The sequence below is a fragment of the Variovorax sp. PMC12 genome (genome assembly GCF_003019815.1).
Taxonomy (GTDB): domain Bacteria; phylum Pseudomonadota; class Gammaproteobacteria; order Burkholderiales; family Burkholderiaceae_C; genus Variovorax.
Map to the genome: position 1 here is coordinate 1743446 of NZ_CP027773.1, position 21128 is coordinate 1764573.

Sequence of the window (21128 nt, forward strand, 5' to 3'; positions counted from 1 at the left end):
CGATGCCGCCCCTGAAGGATTTCCCCATCACCCGCGCCGAGCTGCTGCGCACAGGCGTTGCGCTGTGCGCCGGCGCCATGCTGCCCGCCCTCGCGCAACGACCGCCCATGCCCGCCATCAAGCCCGCCATGAACACCCGCCCCATTCCCTCCACCCGCGAAGCCCTGCCCGTCATCGGCTGCGGCACCTGGATCGGCTTCGACCAGCGCCCCGGCACCGAGGAATACAAGCGCCTGCCCGGCGTGCTCGATGCGCTGTTCGCGGCCGGCGGCACGGTGATCGACAGCTCGCCGATGTACGGCCGCTCCGAGGAAACCACCGGCGAGCTGCTGGCGGCTTCGGGCCAGCGCGACAAGGCCTTCCTCGCCACCAAGGTCTGGACCTCGGGCCGCGAGGCCGGCATCGCGCAGATGGAGCAGTCGTTCGCGCGGCTGCGCACGCAGCGCATGGACCTGATGCAGGTGCACAACCTCGTCGACTGGCGCATCCACCTGGCTACGCTGCGCGGCTGGAAGGACAAGGGCCGCGTGCGCTACATCGGCATCACGCACTACACCGCCTCGGCCTACGGCGAGGTGGAAGCGGTGCTGAAGGCGGAGAAGCTCGACTTCCTGCAGATCAACTACTCGCTCGACGCCCGCGAGGCGCAACAGCGCCTGCTGCCGCTGGCGGCCGAGCGCGGCGTGGCGGTGATCGTCAACCTGCCATTCGGCGGCGGCGGCCTGCTGCGCCGCCTGCGCGACAAACCGCTGCCGCCGTGGGCCGGCGAGATCGGCTGCACGAGCTGGGCGCAGGTGCTGCTGAAGTTCGTGCTGAGCCACCCGGCCGTGACCTGCGTGATCCCGGGCACGAGCCGCGCCGAGCACATGGCGGACAACGCGGCGGCCGGCAGCGGCACCTTTCCCGATGCCGCGTTCTGGCGCCGCGAGGCCGACGCTATTCGAACTTGACGTTGTGCTCGCGCACGGTGGCGCCGAAGGCGTCGTACTGCGTGCGGAAGAACTCGGTGAACCTGGCAGGACTCATGCCGTAGCCCTCGAAGCCCTGCTGCACCAGCTGGGCATGCACCTCGGGCCGCCTGAGGGTGTTCTGCAGCTCCTGCGAGAGCCTGTCGGCAATGGCCTGCGGCAGCCCCGGCGGCCCGAAGAAGCCGGCCCACGGCGTGATGGTGAGCTTGCCCAGCCCCAGCTCGCCGCCGGTGGGCACGTCGGGCAAGAGGCCGCTGCGCTGCGGCAGCAGCGTCACCAGCGCGCGGATGCGCCCTTCCTTCACGAAGCCCGGCGCCAGCGTTCCGGTGGTGAACATCATGTGGATCTGCCCGCCCAGCAGGTCGGTCATGGCCTGCATGTCGCCCTTGTAGCGTGCGTTGACCACCTTGCGCTCGCCCAGCAGCTGCAGCATCGCGAGTTCCGAGGCACTGTTGCTCGACGCGGAGTTGAGCGCGCCGGGCTTGGCCGCAACCAGCGCGAGCAGCTCGTTCACGCTCTTCACCGGCAGGCTGGCCGGCACCACCAGGAACATCGAGAACTGCCCGGCCGAGCTGATCGGCGTGAAAGCCTTGAACGGGTCGTAGGGCGGCGTGGGCCGCAGCGTGGGCGCGGCCACCATCGCGGTGTTGGTGCCCATGAGCAGCGTGTAGCCGTCGGGCCTGGCCGACGAGGTGGCCTGCGCGGCGAGCACGCCGTCGGCACCGGGACGGTTCTCCACGATCACCTGCTGGCCGAGCTGCTTGGCCAGCCCCTCCGCGATGATGCGCGTGAGCGAGTCGGCGCCGCCGCCCGCGGCAAAGCCGACGATCAGCCGGAGCGGCTTGCTCGGATACGCCTCGGCGCCCCATGCGGCGGTGCCGGGCAGCGCGGTTGCGGCAAGCGCCGATACGGCCGCCAGGGTCAGGGTTCTGCGTTGCATGACGGACTCCTGTTTCAGAAGAGATGGCGCACGCCGAATTCCCACCCGGTCGAACGCTGCCCGGCCGCCGGCGCCAGGCCTCCGCTGACCACGTAGCGCGCCTGGCCGCCGTTCATCAGCCTCGCGTAGGTGCCGTAGAGCGCGGTGCGCTTCGAGAGGTTGTGCACGTAGCCGATGCCGAACTGCCGCGCATCGTCGCGGTTGCGCGGCGTGCCGTCGGCGTTGCGCACGCTTTCGTCGCTGCGGTCGTCCAGGTAGGCGTAGCTGATGCGGATGCGCCCGACCTCGAAGGCCGGGATGTGCACGCCGATCTCGGCGGTGTTCTTGCGCACCGTGCCGGCCACGATCTTCACGCGCACCATGTTGTAGAGCGCGAAGAACTTCGCGAAGCCCGCGTCCCACGAGCCGCCGATGTTGGCGTGCGTGTAGTTGCCGATGGTGGCGGTCGAATTGAAATGCGATCGCGTGACCGCCGCTGCAATGTCGAACGCGCCGGAGGCAAAGCCCAGGCGCGCGCCGGCGAAGTTGCCGTCGTCGCGGTTCGCCGCGGTGGAGTCGTTCTCGCCGGTGCCCACCATCGCCATGCCGTAGAGGCCGCCGAGCTTGGGCGGCAGCCAGTAGCTCACGGTGTTGCTGCCGGTGATGGCCGTGGGCAGCGGCCCGGTGCCCGCGCCCGCAAACGTGAGGTTGCCCGCGCGCGCCACGCCGTTGGCGTTGAAGGGGTCGAAGTAGATGCTGTTGTAGTGCGTGGGAATGAAGTCGTGCCCCAGCCGGAGCTCGCCCAGCGTGTCCGACGAGATGCTCACGAAGGACATGCGGTCGAAGGTGATCGGCCCCGCCGTGCCCGCGCCGCTGGTCTGGTTGTTGCTGTTGCTCGGCCGGCCGGTGCCGGTGTCGGGGTTCAGGCTGCCTTCGAGCCAGAAGCCCGCGCGCAGGCCGCCGCCCAGGTCCTCGGTGCCGCGAAAGCCGATGCGGCTGGTGGAAAGGCCGCCGTTCGACAGCGCCTTCACCGAGCCGTTGCCGGCACCCTTGGTGTACTGGATGCCGAGGTCCATCACGCCGAACATCGTGACGCTGGATTGCGCATGCGCCGCGCCGCTGCCGGCCAGCCCCAGCGCCGACCACATCAAGAATCTCTTCATGGTTTCCTGTCTCCTGCTTCTTTTCTTGGGTTGAAAAACTCGGAACGGACGCGACGCGCGCAGGGCTGCGCCACCGGATGCGGACGTGTGTCCGCACCGGTTGGGAAGGCCGGGTTCGAAGAGGCCTAGCCCGCGGGCTCGGGGCGCTCGGTGCGAACGAGCACGGCGCCCTTGGAAAGCGGCCCCACGTTGCGCCGGTACTGCTGCAGCCAGCCGGTGTCATGCACCGGCGGCGGGGGCTGCCAGTCGGCGCGGCGGGCCTGGAGTTCGGCGTCGGTCAGCGCGATGTCGAGGCGGCGCGCATCGAGGTCGATGGTGATCGTGTCGCCGTCGCGCACCAGTGCGAGCGGGCCGCCCAGCGCGGCTTCCGGTGACACCTCGGCCACCACCAGCCCCTTGCAGACCAGGCCCGAGAGATGGCCGTCGGTGAGGAGCGCCACCTGGTCGCCCAGCCCGGCACCGTCGATGGCGAAGACCACGCGCGACGCGCCGCCACCCATGGCCGGGCCGCCGCAGGCGCCGGCACCGCGCATCACGACCACCTGGCCCGGCACGATCTCGCCCTTCTTCAGCGCGCCGATGGCCGCGTCCGAAGTCCAGAAGCACACGGCCGGGCCGGTGAAGCGCCGCACCTTGCGCTCCATGATGCCGGTCTTGATGAGCCCGGACTCCGGCGCGAGGTTGCCGCGCAGGAGCACGATGGCCGGCAGCGGCGCGACCGGCCGGCCGATGGGGCGGATCACTTCGGCGTCGGCGACTTCGATGTTGCGCAGGTTGTCTGCCACGGTGCCGCCGGTGACGGTCGGCGCGGTGGTATCGAGCAGCGGCTCGAGCTGCTTCATCAGCGCGCGGCAACCGCCCGCCGCCTCGAAGGCCTCGATGGAATCGCTTCCGATGGGCCGCACGCCGGCCAGCACGGGCGTCGTGGGACCGAGGCTTTCGAAGAGGCCGTAGACGTCGACGCCGCACTCCCCTTCGGTGGCGACCGCCTGCAGGTGCTTGGCGGTGTTGAGCGAGCCGCCGATGGACAGCACGGCGCGCACCGCGTTGGCAAAGGCACCGGGCGTGAGGATGTCGCGCGGCTTCAGGTCGTCCAGCACCATCTGCACGATGCGCGTGCCCGCCGCGCGCACGTCGGCCATCATCTTCGGGCTGAGCGCGGCCACCGGCGCGCTGCCCGGCAAGGCCAGGCCGAGCGCCTCGCACACGATGTGCATCGAGTTGGCCGTGCCCAGGCCCGAGCACACACCGGGCCCGCGAATCGCCTCGCGGCTCATGCCCACCAGTTCCTCGACCGGAAGATTGCCGGTGACGGCATGCATCGCGCCGATGAACACTTCCTCGATGTCCATGTGATGGCCCCGGTACTCGCCGCTGGGCTGGTAGCCGCAGGGCACCAGCAGCGTCGGGATGTTCAGCCGCGCGGCCGCCATGAGCTGGCCCGGCACCGTCTTGTCGCAGGAGGTGAGGCAGACCATGCCGTCGAGCTGCGCGCCTTCGACGGCCACCTCGATGTCGTTGGTGACGAGGTCGCGCGCGGCCAGCATGTAGGCACCGCGTGCGCCGGCACCGGTGATGAAGTCGCTGGGCGCGGCGGTGCGGATCTCGAAGGGCACGCCGCCCGCGGCGCGGATGGCGGCCTTTACTTCCACCGCCACGCGATCGAGGTGGCTGAAGCAGGCCGCCAGCTCCGAGGAGCTGTTGACGATGGCGATCTTGGGCTTCTCGCAGTCCTCTTCCGGAATGCCGAGCGCGCGCCAGTGCGCATTGCGCACCGACCACAGGTAGGAGCCGCGCGGGAAGTTGCTGCGCAGGGGACGGGTCATGCGGCACCTCCGGTCTTCTTCTTCGTGATCTCGATCACGCCGCGGTCGGCGTCCACGCGCACCCGGTCGCCGGTTTCGATGCATTCGAGCGGGTCGCGCTCGAAATCGGTCATCGAAGGCGCGTGCGTGACCACGGCGCCCAGCGCCATCTTGGTCGTCATCTCGTTGAACAGGAACGCTGCGGGGGCCGAGTTCATGAGCCGCGTCATGTGGAACATGGCCGACCAGCCCGACGAGCCCTTGGCCCCCGGAAACACCAGCACCTTGCCGGCAAAGCTCTGGCCGCGCAGCTCGTGCCGGGTCTCGACGACGGTGCCAGTGCGCGGATCGATACCGCCCCAGCCGGAAATGCGGTCGCGCGTGACCAGCGCCTCGCCTTCGGCCACGCCGCCCACCACCTTGCGGCCGCGGATGACGATGGTTTGTCCAGTGACGACTGCGGCGCTCATGCGTAGCCTCCGTTCCAGCGGCCGGTGCAGGCCGCGTCGATGCATTCGGCCGTGCTGCCGAACCAGGCCTGCACGCCGAGGATGGCGGGCAGGTAGTGGGCCTGCTTGGCCGAGTCGAGCGCCACGGTCTTCGTGCCCTTGGGCACGGCGCGGCTCATGGCGGAGCAGCTGTCGCTCATGATGATGCCGCCCGCGTCCTCGATGATCTTGGTGTAGCCGTTGCGGTCGGCCAGCGACTTGATGGCGCGCGGCGTGAAGATCCACAGCTCGCAATCGGGATGCACCTTGCGCCCCTCGATGAGCTGCGCGGCCTCCCAGATCTGCTCGATGGTGTAGTGCGGGCAGCCCAGCATCACGTACTGCACCTCGGCGTCCTTGCCCGTGGTGTTGATCTTCTCGTAGGTGGCGCGGCGCTCGGCCTCGCCGTAGCGCAGCACCTCGACGGGTGCCTTTGCGCCGAGCGCCTGTTCCAGCGTCAGCGCCTCGGGCGTGACGCCCGCGATGTGATACATCTCCACGCCGCCCGAAGACGAGGCCGCCGCGCCGAAGTGTTTGAGCCGCGGCAGGTTCGGCACCCGCGAAATTCCGCGCCGGCTGTGCACCACCGGCACGCGTTCCTGCACATGCTCGCCGATGTAGTAGCCCAGCAGGCCCCAGTCCTGCACCGACTCGACCTCGATGTCGAGCTCGACCAAGTGCGTGGCCCGGCGGTTCTCGTCGAGGTGGTAGCCCCAGTACGGAATGCGGCCGGTGAGCATGGCGGCGCCGGTGCTCTCGCGGCCTTCGGTGTTGGTGCGCGCGCCCAGCACCGAATTGCAATACACCACGGCGGACGACTCCATCCATGCGCAGTGCTCGCCGCGCGTCGGGATGTTGCCGACCTGGTACGGCGTGCAGGTGTTCATGATCTGCGCACCCAGGCCGGCGGCGTGCCGCTCGCTCTTGTTGTAGAACTGGACGATCTCCTCGCTCACGCCCATGCGCTCGGGCTGGCCGGGGTCGAAGCCCAGTTGCAGGTGGCTGGTGAAGACCTTGAATTTCGGAATCTCGACCGTCTCCTGGCTGTCGAGGCTGAACTCGGAGAACACCGCATCCATGCCGCCGCCCTTGGCGAGCGCGAAGTCGCGCTGGAAGGGGGTGGTCGACGTGATGGTGGCGCACACGTTGCGCGTCTCCACCAGCCGCTCGGCGCCCAGCGCTTCGCCGTAGCGCATCAGCAGGTCCATCGCCTTCTGCACGGCCGGGCCGTCGCGGCCGTCGTACATGGCTTTTTCTTCATCGCTCAGGTGCATGGCCTGTGTCTCCGTTCTTCTGTCGTCATGGGGAATGGACCCCGGCCGGGCTGCTAACCCGGCGAGGGCGTGGGTACGTGGCCGCCGATGTCGCGCGCAATGCTCAGCGCGATGTCGTGCAGGCGCGGCGCAAGTTCGTTGCGCAGCCGGTCTTCGGTGAAGACGAAGGCGGCGCCGCCGCCGTTGAGCGCCATCACCTCGCCATCGGGCCCGATGAGGGGCACCGACACGGAGTTGATCTCGCGGTGGAATTCGCCGAGCGACAGGCAGTAGCCCAGCCGCTTCGACTCGCCGATGGCGCGGTTCATGCTGGGCGCGATGCTGTCCCACTCGGGGCCGCGCAGCAGTCGCATCGAATCGACCAGCTGGTTGCGCTGCGCCTCGGGCAATGCCGAGAGGTACGAGCGGCCCAGCGCCGAGTTGGCCAGCGGCGCGCGCGAGCCCACGTCGAGCCGCGCCGAAAGCATCGACGAGCGCGGGCGGCAGGCTTCGATCAGCACCATCTCCATGCCGTCTCGCACGGCCAGGTAGACCGAGGCGCCGACCTCCTCCGCCATTGCCTGCATGCTGGGCCGCGCGGCGGCGCGCACGTCGAGGCTGCCGAGGAACACCCGCGACAGCGACACCACCCCAGGCCCGAGCATGAAGCGGTCGGGGGCCTGCGCCGCCTTGAGCATGCCCAGCGAAAGCAGCGTGGCGACCAGCCGGTTGACGGTGGGACGCGGAATGCCGGTGATGCGTGCAATGTCGGCATGGCCCAGCACCGGGCGTTCTTCGCTGAAGCAGCGCAGCACGGAGATGCCGCGCTCCAGTGCGCTCACCGTGTCGGAACGCTCGCCGCGCGCATCGGCCGGCTCGGCCGCGGAAAAGGAGGTGTCGTTTTTTTCAGTGGACATGGAGGGACCCTTTGCAAGACTCTTCTCAGGACTCTCCAATGTAGAGGCTTGCGAAGAGAGGGCTTTCGGGCTCATGGCCGCCGGCTCACACGCCGGCCTCGGCAGCCGCGGGCGACGCTGCCGCCGCCTGCGCCGCCCCGGCGCGCAGGTACACGCCCTGGTTCAGCAACTCGGCCTGCAGCGCGCCCACGTCGACGAAACGCGGCGCGATGCCGCCGCGCGATGCCAGCGCCGCCGCCGCGCCCGCGGCCTGCCCGGTGATCCAGCATTGCGGAATCTCGCGCATGAAGCCGTGCGAGTTGCGGTCGCAGGAAATGTGGCGTCCGCAGGCCAGCAGGCCGTCGAGCTTCTGCGGCACCAGCGCACCGTAGGGAATGGAGATGTTGGGGAATTTCGGCGACACCGCGGGCGACACGCCGATCTCGTCCGCCAGCGGCACGCCGTCGGGCCACTGGCTGCGCAGCACGGAGCCCACGCCGACGAGGCGCCGGGCGTGGCGCACACCGATCTGCGGTGCGCTGAGCATCAGGTAGGCGTTCTCGAAGCCCGGCGCATGGGCGCGGAAGTAGTCCAGGTGCGCGGCCATGGCGCGGTGCGAGCGCACTTCCACGGCGGTGAGGTCGTCCACGTCGAGCGCCGAGTAGCCCGACTGGCGCGGCCCCATGAACAGCGCCACGTCGTTGCGCCACGAGACGAAGGGCCGCTCGAACAGGCCGCACTGCTCGCGCCCGCCCGCCATGAAGGCGGTGAATGCCTCGGGCTGGCCGGCCTTGAACTCGATCCAGCGGTTCATGTCCACGCCGCCGAACAGCCAGGAGGTGTTCATGCAGTGGTGCACGTCGGCCTCCTCGATGTCGTTCACGTAGTCGGCGCCGGCGCGGGCGAACAGGTCGCCGTCGCCGGTGGCGTCGACCACCACGTCGGCCATGATGGCCATGCGGCCTTCCTTGCTCTCGAACACCACGCCCTTCACGGCGCCGTCCTGCACGATGGGAATGGCGGCCCACGAGTGATAGATGAGCTTGACCTTGCGCTCCAGCACGATTTCCTGCGAGAGCAGCTTGAGCCGCTCGGGGTCGATGGTGGGCGACCAGGTGACCACGCCGTGGTAGGCCGCCGTGCGCTGCGACCAGTGCGCGGCCTTGGCGGCGTCCTGCGAGCCCCAGTCTTCGCGCACCGGGCCGGCGATGGCGTCGGCAGGCAGTCGGTCGAACAGCTCTTCGGCAAAGCCGCGGATCACCAGCTGGCCTTCCCAGTCGGTCATGCGGTCGATCCAGATGACGAGGCCGCCGGTCGACAGGCCGCCCAGGTGGTTGTAGCGCTCCAGCAGCGCGACGTCGGCGCCCGCGCGGGCGGCGGCGGCCGCAGCCGCCGTGCCCGACGGGCCGCCCCCCACCACCAGCACGCCGCAGCGGTGATAGACGGGAATGCGCTTGCCCGGCTCGGCCCAGCTGCCGTGGTCAGGCCGCTTGACGCGGCTGTCGCGGTCGAAGATGTCGGAGGTCAGGATGCGCTCGTCGGTACGTACGACAGTTTTCATGAATGCGATCTCGGCTTGGCTTGTTTCATCGTATTTTGATTTCATTTTCCATTTTGTCAAAGAAAAAAGCGCATCTTCTGGGGTATTCCCTAGAAGATATGGATTTTTATGGATTTCAAGATCAATATAAAAGAAACATTCCGACGGAGACATCGATGAAGAAACTTCGGGGCACGCGCCGTGCCTTCAGTTCGGCCCTTGGTGCCGCGGCCTTCCTGGGCCTGGCGCCCCTGGCCCTGGCGCAGGACTTTCCGGCGCGCGGCAAGCCGATACGCATCGTGGTGGGCTTCACCGCCGGGGGCGGCACCGACGCGCAGGCGCGCATCGTGGCGCAGAAGCTCGGCGAGGTGCTGGGCACCAGCGTGATCGTCGACAACAAGCCGGGCGCCAGCACCATGCTCGCGGCCAACGAGGTGGCGCGCGCCCTGCCCGACGGCTACACGCTGCTGTACGCGCCCTCGTCCACCATGGCCCAGAACCCGCACACCTTCAGCCAGGTGCCCTACGACCCGTTCAAGGACTTCACCGCCATCTCGATGGGCGGACGCGGGCCGCTGGTGCTGTCGCTGAGCACCACCGTGCCGGTGAACAACGTGAAGGAACTGGTCGCCTACGTGAAGGCCCATCCGGGCAAGGTGAGCTATGCCTCTTTCGGGGCGGGCACCTCCTCGCACATCTACGGCGAGGCCTTCGTGAAGAAGACCGGCATCGACGCGGTGCACATCCCGTACAAGGGCGGCTCCGACGCGGCCAAGGACCTGATCGGCGGGCGCGTGCAGTACATGTTCGACTCCGCCTCGTCGGCCGTCATCACCTCGGCCAGCGGCAAGGTGAAGATCCTCGCGGTGGCCGCCGGCGCGCGCATCGCGGCACTGCCCGACGTGCCCACCTTCGCCGAGCAGGGCTACGCCGGGCTCGACCTGCCGAGCTGGCTGGGCTTCTACGGGCCGGCGCGCATGCCCGCGCCGGTGATCGCCACGCTCAACGCCGCACTCACGAAGGTGCTGGCGATGCCGCAGGTGCAGGAGTTCTACCGAAGCGGCGGCTACGAGGCCGGCGCCTCCACGCCCGAGGAGTTCGCCGGCATCACGCGCTCGACCTACGACCGCTGGGGCGCGATGGTGCAGCAGGTCGGGCTGGCCAAACAATGAGCGGCATGCACGCCATGCTTCATCGCCGCCGCTTCACCGCCGCGCTCGCGGCCAGCGCCCTCGGCACGGCACTGGCACCGCTGGCCGCCCGCGCCGCCGCGCCGTTCCCGCAAAAGGGGCGCCCCATCCGCATCGTGCTGGGCCTGGCGGCCGGCGGCGCGTCGGACACGCAGGCGCGCTTCGTCGCGCTCCGGCTGGCCGAAGTGCTGCAGACGCCGGTGATCGTTGAAAACCGGCCGGGCGCGAGCTTCATCCTGGCAACCGAAGAAGTGATCCGCGCCGCGCCCGACGGCTACACCTTCATGTACGCGCCGTCTTCCGTGGTGGCGCAGAACCCGCAGACGCTGGCGCAGGTGCGCTACGACCCGTTCAAGGACCTGACGCCCATCTCGCTCGGCGCGCGCGGCCCGCTGGTGCTGACCGTGCATGCGAGCGTGCCGGCGCGCACGGTGCAGGAACTGGTGGCGTACATCAAGGCCAACCCGGGGAAGATGAGCTACGCCTCCTTCGGCACCGGCACTTCGTCGCACATTTACGGCGAGGCCTTCGCGCGGCAGGCCGGGCTGGACGTGGTGCACGTGCCGTACAAGGGCGGCGCCGATGCCGCGAAAGACTTTCTCGCGGGCCGCGTGCAGTACTACTTCGACGCCGCGCCCAACGCCATCCAGAACACGGCCACCGGCAAGGTGCGGATGCTGGCGGTGGCCGCGCCCAGGCGCAGCCCGATGCTGCCCGACGTGCCCACCATGGGCGAACAGGGCGTGAGCGGCGTGGACATGCCCAGCTGGCTCGGCTTCTACGGGCCGGCGCGCATGCCGGCGCCGGTGGTCGAAAAGCTCAACGCCGCGCTCGCGCAGGTGCTGGCGATGCCGGCCACGCGCGAGTTCTTCCGCCAGGGCGCCTACGAGGCCGAGTCGTCGAGCCCGCAACAGCTGGCCGAGCTGACACGCGCCACCTACGACCAGTGGGGCGACATCATCCGCAAGCTGGGGCTGGTGAAGCAGCAGCAGTGACGCGCTCGGGAAGCGTCAGGCCAGGAACTGCAGCAAGCGCGCATTGACCTCGTCGGCGCGCTCGTACTGCGCCCAGTGCCCGGCGCCGTCGATCACCGCGCCCTCGCGCCCCGGGCCTTCGGCCACCAGCCGCGCCACCAGCGGGCGCGGATCGGCGGTGACGTCGAACTCGCCCCACAGCAGCAGCGTGGGCACGCCCAGTGTGTCGATGGCCTGCTGCAGGCCGCCCGACAGCGACACCTCCTTGCTGCGAAAACGCGTGCCGTGGCAGGAGATGTCGTGGATCTCGAAGGCCAGCGCGTCGATGGCGGCCTTGTCGTGCAGCATCAGCGCGGCCAGGTTGTGCAGCAGCGCGGCGCGCTCGCGTTCGCGGTCAGGCGCGGAGCGCCAGTTGATCATCTCGACCGTCATGCGCCGCAGCGTGCCGTGGCCGCCGCTGCCCACCAGCGCAAGCCGGCGAATGGCGCCGCGCCGCACGGCAAAGCGCGCCGCCGTCAGCCCGCCGAAGGAAAAACCGCCCAGGTCGATGGGCGTGCCCGCGCCGATCAACTGGTCGAGCGTGCCGCCGAGCGCATCGAGCAAGGGCGGCAGCGAGTCTTCGCCGGGTGCCACGCGCGGCGGCGCGTCGGATTCGTTGAAGCCCGGCATGTCGGGCAGCCACAGGGTGCGGCCGGCCGACAGCGCCTCGGCGTTGCGCAGCCAGTGCATCCAGCTGCCATGGCCGCCGTGCAGCAGCACGAGCGGCGGCCGGCTGGTGTCGGTGCCGAAGCGGCGCCAGCGCACGCGCACGCCGCCGTGAACCGGGTCGTGATGGGTGGAAAGCGCATCGACGCGCGCGATGGCTGCGCGCGCTTCCTGTTCTTCTTCGTTCATGCCGCCGCTCATCCGCGTGCTCCCGGCCACATGCGCTGCAGCTCGCGCTCGCCGTCCAGGAACTGGTGCTTCAGCGCGCCCAGCACGTGCAGCCCGAACATCGCGTACAGCACATAGCCGGCCCAGGCGTGCACGCCGCCCAGCACGGTGTGCCAGGTTTCCTTGAGGGTGGGCTCGATGGCCATGATCCAGCCGATGCGCGGCCACTCGAACAGGCCGAACAGGTACATCGGGTGGGTGCCGGCGTCCTTCCAGGCCGAGTCGTGCATCCAGCCCGACAGCGGCAGCAGCACCATCAGCAGGTACAGCACGCCGTGGGCCGCGTGCGCGGCGAAGCGCTCGAACGCGCCGTAGGAGCCCGGCATGGCCGGCGGCTTGTGCGTGAAGCGCCAGAGGATTCGCAGGATGACCAGCCCCAGCACCGTGATGCCGATCGACTTGTGGGTGTCGACCGCCGGGCGCACCCAGTCGTCGGGGTAGCGGTCGACCAGCAGGATCAGCGCGATGTTGACGGCCATGAGCAAAGCGATGACCCAGTGCAAGGCGATCGCGGTTCGGGTGTAGCGGGTTTGTGGGAGCATGCGGGGAATTTTCAGGCGTGGGCCGAGTCTGTCGGTGGGTTTTGCGATTGTCCCGGTTGTATCCGGGCCTTTGCGAAACCGCCGACCATGTTCTTGCGTATGACAGTTCGTCGCCCAGGCATCTTCTCTTGAACAATTCCCTTCATTCCGCGTTCCTGGCCGCATCGCCGCGCCTGTCTCCCCCCGCCACGCCGCTGCGAAGCTGGCTGATCCACGGCGGCGTGCTCGTGCTGTGGGGGCTGCTCTTCGCCATGGCCTTCCGCGTCGGCAACGTCGGCGCGTGGTCGGTGGGCGTGGCCTATGTGCTCTACGACACGGTGCTGCTGCTGTTCGTGGGCTGGATGACGCTGCCGATCCTGCGCCCCCGCCCTCCTTCCCAGCCGGCCGTCACTGGCCGCCGCACCACGCTGGGCGTGATCGTCGCCTCGCACAACGAATCCGCCGTGCTGCCCGTCACGCTGGCCGCCCTGCTCGGCCAGACCGACGTACCCGACCGCATCGTGATCGCCGACGACGGCTCGAGCGACGGCACCGCCGAGCTTCTCACCACGCGCTACGGCCTGGTCGCGCCGCCCCTGGGCGAACTGAGCGCGGCCAGCGCCACGCACCCCGCGCTCTACTGGCTGCGGCTGCCGCACGGCGGCAAGGCGGTGGCGCTGAACGCGGCCATCCTGTGCATCGACACCGACACCGTGCTCACTGTGGACGGCGACACGCTGCTCGACAGCAAGGCCATCGCCGCGGTCCGCCGCGCTTTTTCGGAAGAGCCCGACCTCGTGGCCGCCACCGGCGTCATCACGCCGGTGTGCAGCCGCACGCTGGCCGGGCGCTGCTTCCAGTGGTTCCAGACATACGAGTACATCCGCAACTTCCTGTCGCGCTATGCGTGGATGCGCGTCAACGGCCTGCTGCTGATCTCGGGCGCCTTTGCCGGCTTTCGCACCGATGCGGTGCGGGCAGTGGGCGGCTTCGACACCGACTGCCTGGTCGAGGACTACGAACTCATCCACCGCCTGCACCGGCACGCCCAGGCCCACGGGCTGCCGTGGACCGTGCGCGTGCTCGGCGACGCGCAGGCCCACACCGACGCGCCCAGCAGCACCGGCGCCTTCCTGCGCCAGCGCCGCCGCTGGTTCGGCGGCTTCCTGCAGACCCAGTACTGGTATCGCGCAATGGTCGGCGACCGGCGCTATGGCTGGCTCGGCATCGCGATGCTGCCGGTGAAGGCCATCGACACGCTGCAGCCGCTCTACGGGCTGGCCGCCTTCGGCCTGCTGCTGATGTACCTGGTGCGCGGCAACTTCGGCGTGCTGGCGCCAGTGGCCGGCGTGATCGGCGCGAAGATCGTGCTCGACCTGGTCTTCCACCTGTGGTCGGTGTTCCTGTATCGCCGCTGGATCGGCCAGCAGAGCGAGGCCAACATGGCGCAGGCGTTCCTGGCGGCGCTGGTGGAGCCCTTCACCTTCCAGATCCTGCGGCACACGGGCGCGGCCTGGGGGTGGTGGAGCTTCCTGACCGGGCGCGGAACCTGGGGACGGCAGACGCGCGTCGGGCTGGTGGATGCCGACGGCGTGCGCCGCAGTTGAGCCCTCAGGCGCCGAAGCGGAAGCTCGACACCACGAGCCCGCCCATGAAGGCGTCTTCGTGATAGACCCGCTCGCCGGCTTCGCTCTCGGCCGCGCCCACGGCCACCATCAGCGGAATCAGATGCTCTTCGCGCGGGTGCGCCATGCGCGCCGCGGGCGCTGAAGCCCAGTCGAGCAGTTGCGCGCTGCGCCCGGCGGCGTCGCTTTTCACCACCGCTTCATCGAGCCAGTCGTCGAAGGCCTTCGACACGCCGTGCGCCTGCGGGCCGAAGTTGCGCAGGTTGTGATAGCTCAGGCCGCTTCCGACGATCAGCACGTTCTCGTCGCGCAGCGGTGCGATGGCGCGGCCCAGCGCCAGGTGCTCCGCCGGGTCGAGCCCGCGCCGCAGCGACAGTTGCACCACCGGCACGTCGGCCTGCGGATAGATGGCCGCCATCGGCGAGAACATGCCGTGGTCGTAGCCGCGCTCGGGGTCGATCTGCACCGGCAGGCCGGCGGCGGCGATCAGCGAATGCACGCGCTGCGCGAGTTCCGGCGAACCGGGCGAGTCGTAGTGCACTTCGTAGGTGTGGGCGGGGAAACCGCCGTAGTCGTAGATCATCGGCGGCCTGGGGTTGCCCTGCACCGTGAAGGCAAGCGCCTCCCAGTGCGCCGACACCATGAGGATGGCGCTCGGCTTGCGGCCGATCTGGCGCGGCATGTCGGCCAGCGAGGCGGCGAGCTTGTCGTAGGTGGCGCCCATTTCCTTCTTCATCCAGGGCCAGGGGCCGCCGCCGTGCGAGATGAAATAGGTCGGCAGGCGCGAGGTGGGGGTGTCGTCGTGGGTCAAGTCGATGCTCCTTGAAAGCGTTGCATCGACTGTAGACATTTCCTGCGAGGAAATCGACAGGCGCCGATGCATCGAATCAGTTCCTTGCAGGAAACATTGAAACGGCAGTCTTGGTGGCTCGCCTACCCGAGCTGCTCGCTCAGAAAGTCGATGAAGGTCCGCAGCTTCGACGACATGTACTGCCGGCTCGTGTAGACCGCAAACAGCGTGACAGGCACGGAATGGAACTCCGGCAGCAGCCGCAGCAGCCGCCCGCTGGCGATGTCTTCTTCGACCAGCCACGAGGGCATGTAGGCGATGCCCATGTCCGCCCGCACCGCATGCAGCGTGAGCGTGGTGTCGTCTGAGCGCATGGCCGGCGCCAGCCGCAGCGGGAACATGCGCCCGCCCGGCCCCTTGAGCGCGAGGTTGTCCAGGTTCACGTAGCTCGGCACGATGGCGCCCAGCCTCGCCAGGTCGGCCGGCAGCGCGGGCAATCCGCCCGCCCTCTCGACGCAGGCCGGCGTGCCGACCAGATGGAAAGGCACGCTGCACAGCGGCCGCGCGATGAGCGCCGGCGACGGCTCCTGCGTCGCGCGCAGGGCCAGGTCGTAGCCGTCGGCCGCGAGATCGACCTTGCGATTTTCCAGGTGCATGTCGACCAGCACTTCGGGGTACCGGGCGCGGTAGTCGGCCAGCATGCGCGCGAAGCGCGGCGTGGCGCACCACACGGGCGCGCTCACCTTGAGCTGGCCGCGCGGCGTGTCGTGGGTCTGGCCGATGGCGGCCTCCGCAGCGTCCAGCAGGTCGAGCGCGCGGCGGCTCTGCTCGTACCAGGCGGTGCCCGCCTCGGTCAGGCTCAGGTGGCGGCTGGAGCGATGCAGCAGCCGCGCGCCGAGCGATTTCTCCAGCTGCGCCACATGCTTGCTGGCCATCGGCGGCGACATGCCCAGCCGCTCGGCGGCAGCCACGAAGCTGCCGGCCTCGACGACTTCGCGGAACACGCGCAGGCTGGTCATGCGGTCCATGGCGGTCTCCGCAAGATGCCAGGCGCGGGGGTGTCGGTTCCTTCAGGTTTCACGCGGGGAGTCTAGCGGCCGGCACCTAATGCCCACCCCCCAGGTAGGCCGCCTTCACCGCCGGGTCGCTGCGCAATTTCTCCGCCGGCCCGTGCAGCGAAATGCGCCCGTTCTCCAGCACATAGCCGTAGTCGGCCACGCCGAGCGCGGCTGCGGCGAACTGCTCCACCAGCAGCATCGTCACGCCCTCGCCCTTGAGCCGCTCGATGATGCGGAACACCTCGGCCACCAGGATCGGCGCCAGGCCCATCGAAGGCTCGTCGAGCAGCACCACCTCGGGGTTCAGCATCACCGCGCGGGCCATAGCCAGCATCTGCTGCTCGCCGCCAGACAGCGTGCCGGCAAGTTGCGTGCGGCGCTCCTTCAGGCGCGGAAAGAGTTCGAGCGCGCGCTCCAGGTCGCCCGCCACGTCGCCGCGCGGGCGGCTGCCGGTCAGGCGCGGGAAGGCGCCCAGCGTGAGGTTGTCGGTGACGGTCATGGTCGCGAACACGCGCCGGCCTTCGGGCGAATGCGCCAGGCCCTGCTTGGCGATGTGGAACGACTCCAGGCCGTCGATGCGCTTGCCGTTGAGCGTGATCTCGCCGGCCGTGGGCGCGATCATTCCCGACACGGCGCGCATGGTGGTGGTCTTGCCGGCGCCGTTGGAGCCGATCAGCGTCACGACCTTGCCCTTGGGCACCTCGATCGAAATGCCGTGCAGCACCTGCACCTTGCCGTAGCCGGCAAAAAGATTCTGGATGGTCAGCATGTTGGGGTTCCTGGTCTTGCGTTGCCGGCGCCCGTCATGCGCCGCCGCCCAGATAGGCCTCGATCACCTTCTCGTCGGCCTGCACCCTGGCCGGCTCGCCTTCGGCGATCTTCTGGCCGAAGTCGAGCACCGAGACGGTGTCGCACATGCTCATCACCACGTCCATGTGGTGCTCGATCAGGATCACGGTCACGCCGTGCTCGCGGATCTTGCGGATGATGGTGAGCAGTTCCTTGATGTCGGGCGCGGTCAGCCCGGCGGCCGGCTCGTCGAGCAGCAGCAGTTGCGGGTCGAGCGCCAGCGCCCGCGCGATCTCCAGCAGGCGCTGCTTGCCGTAGGGCAGGTTGCGCGCCTCCTCGGTGGCAAACGACTCCAAGCCGACGAACTTCAGCAGCCCCAGCCCGCGCTGCACCGCCGCTGCGCTCTCGCGCCGGTAGCGCGGCGTACCGGCCGCCACGTCGAGCAGGTTGCTGGCAAAGCTGTGGTGCAGGCCGACCTGCACGTTCTGCAGCGCCGTCATCTCGCCGAACAGCTGCACGTTCTGGAAGGTGCGCGCGATGCCCGACAGCGCGATGTCCGCCGAGGTGCGCCCCACCAGCGAACGCCCGCCGAAGGAGATGGCGCCGGCCGTCGGCACGTAGATGCCGGTCAGCACGTTCATCATGGTGCTCTTGCCGGAACCGTTGGGCCCGATCAGGCCGTGGATGGTGCCGCGCTTGATGCGCAGGTCGACGTTGTTGAGCGCCTTCAGGCCGCCGAACTGCATCAGCACGCCCGAGGCCTCGAGCACGTCTTCGGTGCCGCCGGCATGGGCCGCGGTGGACACCGCGTCGGCCGGCGCCGCATCGACATCCGCCGCCACCACCGACGCCACGGGCCGGCGCATGTTCAGCGCCTTGCGCACGAAGCCGACGATGCCGTCCTGCAGGTAGTAGATGACGAACAGCATGATCACGCCGAAGATCGACAGCCGCCAGTCGGTCATTGCGTCGAGCCAGAAGGCCAGGCCCGCGAGCGCGATGCTCCCGACCACCGGAATGGCCATCTGCCCGGGCGTGGCGCGCTGGCGCCGCACGGCGACCACCGCCGCCACCAGCACCGCCACGGCCAGCCCCACCGACACGTAGCGGAACAGCACCACGTCGTCCAGCAGCTTGGGCAGCAGCACGATGATGGTGGCGCCCAGCATGGAGCCGATGCGGCTCTTGCGCCCGCCCATGATCACCGCCAGCAGGAACAGCACGGTGAGCTCGAAGTTGTAGGAGTTGGGCGAGATGTACTGCTCGGAGTACGCATACAGGCAGCCCGCCAGCCCCGCAAAGCCGGCGCTGATGACGAAGGCATAGACCTTGTAGCGGTACACCGACACGCCCATGCAGTCCGATGCCACCGGACTGCCGCGCAGCGCCTCGAAGGCCCGCCCCAGGTGCGAGCGCAGGATGCGGTGCACCACCACCAGCGACAGCACCATCAGCACCGCCACCACCCAGTAGTACTCGCGGTCGTCGAGCTTGTGGCCGAAGAGCGCGGGCTTCTCCAGCTTGATGCCCATCGGCCCGTCGGTCAGGAAGCTCATCTCGTTGATGAGGATCTGGATGATGGTGCCGAAGGCCAGCGTGACCATCGCCAGGTAAGGCCCCGACACGCGCAGCGCCGGCAACGCCAGCAGCGCGCCGAAGCCGGCCGTGAACACGATGGCGAACGGCACCGTGATCCAGAACGGCGCCGACAGCTTGAACACCAGCACGCCGGCCGCATAGGCGCCCAGGCCGAACAGGCCCGCGTGGCCCAGCGAGACCTGGCCGGTGTAGCCCACCACGATGTCCAGCCCGAACAGCAGGATCGCGTAGATCATGATGGTCTCGAGCAGGTGGATGTAGTACGGGTTGTCGACGCCGATCGGGAACAGCAGCAGCGCCGCCACGCCCGCTACTGCCAGGAGGAGATGGCTGGTTTTCATTTTTTCGGAATTCATGGCCACGCGCTCACACCTTCTTGATGGCGGCCTTGCCGAACAGGCCCGACGGGCGCACGGCCAGCACGATCAGCAGCAGCACCAGCCCGGGCACGTCCTTGTAGCCGGTGCTCAGGTAGAAGCCGGTGGTGGTCTCGGCAATGCCCAGGATGATCCCGCCCACCACGATGCCCATGCCGCTGGTCAGCCCGCCGATGATGGCGACCGCGAATGCCTTCAGGCCGAGCACCGCGCCCATCGAGGCGCCGGTCAGCGTGAGCGGCGCGATCAGCACGCCGGCAAAGGCCGCCGTCATGGACGACAGCGCATACGAGAAGGTGATGACCAGGCCGGTGTTGATGCCCATGAGCTTGGCGGCGTCGCGGTCGTTGAAGGTGGCGACCACCGCCTTGCCGTAGATCGAGCGGCGGTTGAACAGCTCCACCGCCAGCATCATGAGCAGCGCGCCGACGACCACCAGTATTTCCATCGGCAGCACGTTGGCGCCCAGGAAGTGCATCGGCGACTCCGGCAGCGGCGACGGGAACTTCAGGTCGTCGCGGCCCCAGACGTTCTCTGCCACGTTGGTGAAGATGATGCCCAGCGCGATGGTGGACATGATCCAGCCGAACTCCGACTTGATCTTGATCGCGGGGCGCACCGCGATGCGCTCCACCACCGCCCCCTGGAAGGCGCCGAACAGGCACACCAGCGGGATCATCAGCCAGTAGTTCAGCCCCATGTTCACCAGCGTGAGGCCGACCATCGCGCCGAGCATGAGGGCGTTGCCCTGGCCGAAGTTCAGTGTGTCCGAAGTGGCGAAGGTGAGCTGATAGCCGAACGCGATGACGGCGTAGATCATGCCCAGCGCAATGCCGCTGAATATGAGTTGGGTAAGGATTTGCATGGCGGCTCGCAGGAGGCGGTGGACCAAAAAATGCGCCGCCGCAGGAACAGGTCCCGGGGCGGCGCCGACGCTCGATCCGGCGGCTACTTCTTCAGCAGCGCGTCGTTGGCCGCCACATCCTTCAGGCGGACGGTGCCGGCGTTCTTCTGGTCGTCTGCGTTGGCGAACACCACGCGTCCGCCCTTGACCTCGCCGAACACCGGAATGTTGGCGGTGATTGCGTCATGGTCGGTCTTGGTGAAAGGCTTGTTGTAGGTCGTCACCACGCCTTCGACCGGCGCCTTCAGGTCTTCCAGCGCGGCCTTGATCTTCGGACCATCGGTGCTGCCGGCCTGCTTGATCGCGGCGGCCAGCAGGTAGATCGAGTCGTAGCCCTGCGCCGCCGAGACCGGCGAATCCATGCGGTTGTTCTTGGGCTTGAACTTGCCGACGAAGGCGTCGATGAAGGCCTTGCGCTTGGGGTTCGTCGGCTCCTGGATGAAGGTCTGCGGCATGCGCGCGCCGTCGCCGCCGGGGCCGGCGTTGTCGATGAAGTTGGCCATGGCCAGCGTCCAGCTGCCGATGATCGGCACCTTCCAGCCCAGCTTGGTCATGCCGTTGGCGATCTGGGCCAGCTCGGGGCCGATGCCGTAGGTGAGCACGGCCTCGGCGCCGGCTTCCTTCGACTTCAGCAGCTGGGCCGTCATGTCGACGTCCTTGATGTTGAATTTCTCGACCGCCACGGGCGTGATGCCCTTGTTCTTGAGCGCGCGCTCCAGGTCTTCGCGGCCCAGCTGGCCGTAGTTGGTGGAGTCGGCCAGGATCGCGACCTTCTTGTAGCCGCGCCGCGTGATGGCCTCTTCCACGATCATCGGCGCCTGGATGCTGTCGTGCGCGGCATTGCGGAAGACGTAGTTCTCCGGGTCCTTGTCGAACTGGTGGGTGATGACCGAGCCCGTGGCCACGTTGTTGAGCACCGGGATCTTCGCCTCCTGGAAGAAGCGCTGCGAGGCCAGCGCCACGCCGGTGTTGATGTAGCCCACGGCGGCCACCACCTTCTCCTTGTTCACGAACTCCTGGGCGATCTGCACCCCGCGCTCGTTCTTGGCTTCGTCGTCGCGCTCGACCAGCTGGATCTGCCGGCCCAGCACGCCGCCGGACTTGTTGATCTCCTCCGCGGCCAGGCGAACGCCGTCGCGCATGCTCACGCCCATGGAGGAGGAGCCTCCGGTGAAGGGGCCGTCCACGCCGATCTTGATCGGATCGGCAGCGAGGGCGCCCATCGAGAAGGCGAGCGCGCTGGTCAGCGCCAGCAGCTTGAAACGAAAGTGCATGGAAAACGTCTCCAACGTTGTTGTGAAATTTCTGGGTCGGACCGACAGCGACGACGCGCAAG

Annotated in this window: 19 protein-coding genes; 4 read left to right on the forward strand and 15 right to left on the reverse strand. The window is 68.8% G+C overall.

What is annotated here, in order from left to right; translation table 11 throughout:
- The first annotated feature begins 26 nt into the window (after positions 1-26).
- A complete protein-coding gene (locus C4F17_RS08130; protein ID WP_442805200.1) occupies positions 27-950 on the forward strand; it encodes an aldo/keto reductase in 924 nt (307 codons plus the stop codon).
- On the opposite strand, the gene C4F17_RS08135 is transcribed toward C4F17_RS08130, so the two are convergent.
- The 7 genes from C4F17_RS08135 to C4F17_RS08165 form a co-directional block, all read right to left on the reverse strand.
- Positions 937-1908 carry a Bug family tripartite tricarboxylate transporter substrate binding protein gene (locus C4F17_RS08135; protein WP_106934893.1) on the reverse strand — a complete coding sequence of 324 codons (972 nt, stop codon included), beginning with the start codon at positions 1906-1908 and terminating at the stop codon, positions 937-939. The genes C4F17_RS08130 and C4F17_RS08135 overlap by 14 nt on opposite strands.
- 14 nt (positions 1909-1922) lie before the next feature.
- Positions 1923-3050 (reverse strand): porin, encoded by a 1128-nt coding sequence (locus tag C4F17_RS08140; RefSeq protein ID WP_106934894.1) that lies wholly within the window; start codon positions 3048-3050, stop codon positions 1923-1925.
- A gap of 125 nt (positions 3051-3175) precedes the next feature.
- The gene (ilvD, locus tag C4F17_RS08145) at positions 3176-4876 is read right to left on the reverse strand and encodes a dihydroxy-acid dehydratase (RefSeq protein ID WP_106934895.1); all 1701 of its coding nucleotides are present in this window, start codon (positions 4874-4876) and stop codon (positions 3176-3178) included.
- Positions 4873-5325: an aconitase X swivel domain-containing protein gene (locus tag C4F17_RS08150; protein WP_106934896.1), complete on the reverse strand. Its 453-nt coding sequence runs from the start codon at positions 5323-5325 to the stop codon at positions 4873-4875. Before C4F17_RS08150 ends, ilvD begins: the two co-directional genes overlap by 4 nt.
- Positions 5322-6617, reverse strand: a complete 1296-nt coding sequence (locus C4F17_RS08155) for an aconitase X (protein ID WP_106934897.1) — start codon at positions 6615-6617, stop codon at positions 5322-5324. The genes C4F17_RS08150 and C4F17_RS08155 overlap by 4 nt, the downstream gene beginning before the upstream one ends.
- A gap of 53 nt (positions 6618-6670) precedes the next feature.
- On the reverse strand, positions 6671-7513 hold the full coding sequence (locus C4F17_RS08160; RefSeq protein ID WP_106934898.1) for an IclR family transcriptional regulator: 843 nt from the start codon (positions 7511-7513) through the stop codon (positions 6671-6673).
- 85 nt (positions 7514-7598) lie between these two features.
- Positions 7599-9053, reverse strand: coding sequence for an FAD-dependent oxidoreductase (locus C4F17_RS08165; RefSeq protein WP_106937486.1), 1455 nt, complete (start codon positions 9051-9053; stop codon positions 7599-7601).
- A gap of 155 nt (positions 9054-9208) precedes the next feature.
- On the opposite strand from C4F17_RS08165, the gene C4F17_RS08170 reads away from it, so the two are divergent.
- Together C4F17_RS08170 and C4F17_RS08175 are read left to right on the forward strand one after the other, a co-directional pair.
- Positions 9209-10204, forward strand: a complete 996-nt coding sequence (locus tag C4F17_RS08170; protein ID WP_106934899.1) for a Bug family tripartite tricarboxylate transporter substrate binding protein — start codon at positions 9209-9211, stop codon at positions 10202-10204.
- Positions 10201-11217, forward strand: a complete 1017-nt coding sequence (locus C4F17_RS08175) for a Bug family tripartite tricarboxylate transporter substrate binding protein (protein WP_106934900.1) — start codon at positions 10201-10203, stop codon at positions 11215-11217. Before C4F17_RS08170 ends, C4F17_RS08175 begins: the two co-directional genes overlap by 4 nt.
- A gap of 15 nt (positions 11218-11232) precedes the next feature.
- Here the strand turns inward: C4F17_RS08175 and C4F17_RS08180 are convergent, their stop codons facing one another.
- Both C4F17_RS08180 and C4F17_RS08185 read right to left on the reverse strand, forming a co-directional pair.
- Positions 11233-12090, reverse strand: a complete 858-nt coding sequence (locus C4F17_RS08180) for an alpha/beta fold hydrolase (RefSeq protein WP_199851929.1) — start codon at positions 12088-12090, stop codon at positions 11233-11235.
- Positions 12091-12098: 8 nt separating this feature from the next.
- Entirely contained in the window at positions 12099-12671 is a 573-nt protein-coding gene (locus C4F17_RS08185; protein ID WP_106934902.1) for a cytochrome b, read from the reverse strand.
- 128 nt (positions 12672-12799) lie between these two features.
- Here C4F17_RS08185 and C4F17_RS08190 point away from each other — a divergent pair, with 128 nt between their 5' ends.
- Positions 12800-14257, forward strand: a complete 1458-nt coding sequence (locus tag C4F17_RS08190) for a glycosyltransferase family 2 protein (RefSeq protein ID WP_106934903.1) — start codon at positions 12800-12802, stop codon at positions 14255-14257.
- A 4-nt stretch (positions 14258-14261) separates the two neighbouring features.
- Here the strand turns inward: C4F17_RS08190 and C4F17_RS08195 are convergent, their stop codons facing one another.
- The 6 genes from C4F17_RS08195 to C4F17_RS08220 form a co-directional block, all read right to left on the reverse strand.
- Positions 14262-15086, reverse strand: a complete 825-nt coding sequence (locus C4F17_RS08195; RefSeq protein ID WP_106934904.1) for a DODA-type extradiol aromatic ring-opening family dioxygenase — start codon at positions 15084-15086, stop codon at positions 14262-14264.
- Positions 15087-15208: 122 nt separating this feature from the next.
- Positions 15209-16093, reverse strand: a complete 885-nt coding sequence (locus C4F17_RS08200) for a LysR family transcriptional regulator (RefSeq protein ID WP_106934905.1) — start codon at positions 16091-16093, stop codon at positions 15209-15211.
- Positions 16094-16169: 76 nt separating this feature from the next.
- Positions 16170-16892: an ABC transporter ATP-binding protein gene (locus C4F17_RS08205; protein WP_081266711.1), complete on the reverse strand. Its 723-nt coding sequence runs from the start codon at positions 16890-16892 to the stop codon at positions 16170-16172.
- Positions 16893-16926: 34 nt separating this feature from the next.
- Positions 16927-18852, reverse strand: coding sequence for a branched-chain amino acid ABC transporter ATP-binding protein/permease (locus C4F17_RS08210; protein ID WP_081266710.1), 1926 nt, complete (start codon positions 18850-18852; stop codon positions 16927-16929).
- A gap of 25 nt (positions 18853-18877) precedes the next feature.
- A complete protein-coding gene (locus C4F17_RS08215) occupies positions 18878-19753 on the reverse strand; it encodes a branched-chain amino acid ABC transporter permease (protein ID WP_081266709.1) in 876 nt (291 codons plus the stop codon).
- An 83-nt stretch (positions 19754-19836) separates the two neighbouring features.
- Positions 19837-21066, reverse strand: coding sequence for an ABC transporter substrate-binding protein (locus tag C4F17_RS08220; RefSeq protein ID WP_081266708.1), 1230 nt, complete (start codon positions 21064-21066; stop codon positions 19837-19839).
- Between the last annotated feature and the right edge of the window lie 62 nt (positions 21067-21128).

Bases quoted from the DNA above. Each gene is read 5' to 3' on its own strand.
- C4F17_RS08135 (WP_106934893.1), bottom strand. From the start codon at position 1,908: ATGCAACGCAGAACCCTGACCCTGGCGGCCGTATCGGCGCTTGCCGCA.
- C4F17_RS08140 (WP_106934894.1), bottom strand. From the start codon at position 3,050: ATGAAGAGATTCTTGATGTGGTCGGCGCTGGGGCTGGCCGGCAGCGGC.
- ilvD (WP_106934895.1), bottom strand. From the start codon at position 4,876: ATGACCCGTCCCCTGCGCAGCAACTTCCCGCGCGGCTCCTACCTGTGG.
- C4F17_RS08150 (WP_106934896.1), bottom strand. From the start codon at position 5,325: ATGAGCGCCGCAGTCGTCACTGGACAAACCATCGTCATCCGCGGCCGC.
- C4F17_RS08155 (WP_106934897.1), bottom strand. From the start codon at position 6,617: ATGCACCTGAGCGATGAAGAAAAAGCCATGTACGACGGCCGCGACGGC.
- C4F17_RS08160 (WP_106934898.1), bottom strand. From the start codon at position 7,513: ATGTCCACTGAAAAAAACGACACCTCCTTTTCCGCGGCCGAGCCGGCC.
- C4F17_RS08165 (WP_106937486.1), bottom strand. From the start codon at position 9,053: ATGAAAACTGTCGTACGTACCGACGAGCGCATCCTGACCTCCGACATC.
- C4F17_RS08170 (WP_106934899.1), top strand. From the start codon at position 9,209: ATGAAGAAACTTCGGGGCACGCGCCGTGCCTTCAGTTCGGCCCTTGGT.
- C4F17_RS08175 (WP_106934900.1), top strand. From the start codon at position 10,201: ATGAGCGGCATGCACGCCATGCTTCATCGCCGCCGCTTCACCGCCGCG.
- C4F17_RS08180 (WP_199851929.1), bottom strand. From the start codon at position 12,090: ATGAACGAAGAAGAACAGGAAGCGCGCGCAGCCATCGCGCGCGTCGAT.
- C4F17_RS08185 (WP_106934902.1), bottom strand. From the start codon at position 12,671: ATGCTCCCACAAACCCGCTACACCCGAACCGCGATCGCCTTGCACTGG.
- C4F17_RS08200 (WP_106934905.1), bottom strand. From the start codon at position 16,093: ATGGACCGCATGACCAGCCTGCGCGTGTTCCGCGAAGTCGTCGAGGCC.
- C4F17_RS08205 (WP_081266711.1), bottom strand. From the start codon at position 16,892: ATGCTGACCATCCAGAATCTTTTTGCCGGCTACGGCAAGGTGCAGGTG.
- C4F17_RS08210 (WP_081266710.1), bottom strand. From the start codon at position 18,852: ATGAAAACCAGCCATCTCCTCCTGGCAGTAGCGGGCGTGGCGGCGCTG.
- C4F17_RS08215 (WP_081266709.1), bottom strand. From the start codon at position 19,753: ATGCAAATCCTTACCCAACTCATATTCAGCGGCATTGCGCTGGGCATG.
- C4F17_RS08220 (WP_081266708.1), bottom strand. From the start codon at position 21,066: ATGCACTTTCGTTTCAAGCTGCTGGCGCTGACCAGCGCGCTCGCCTTC.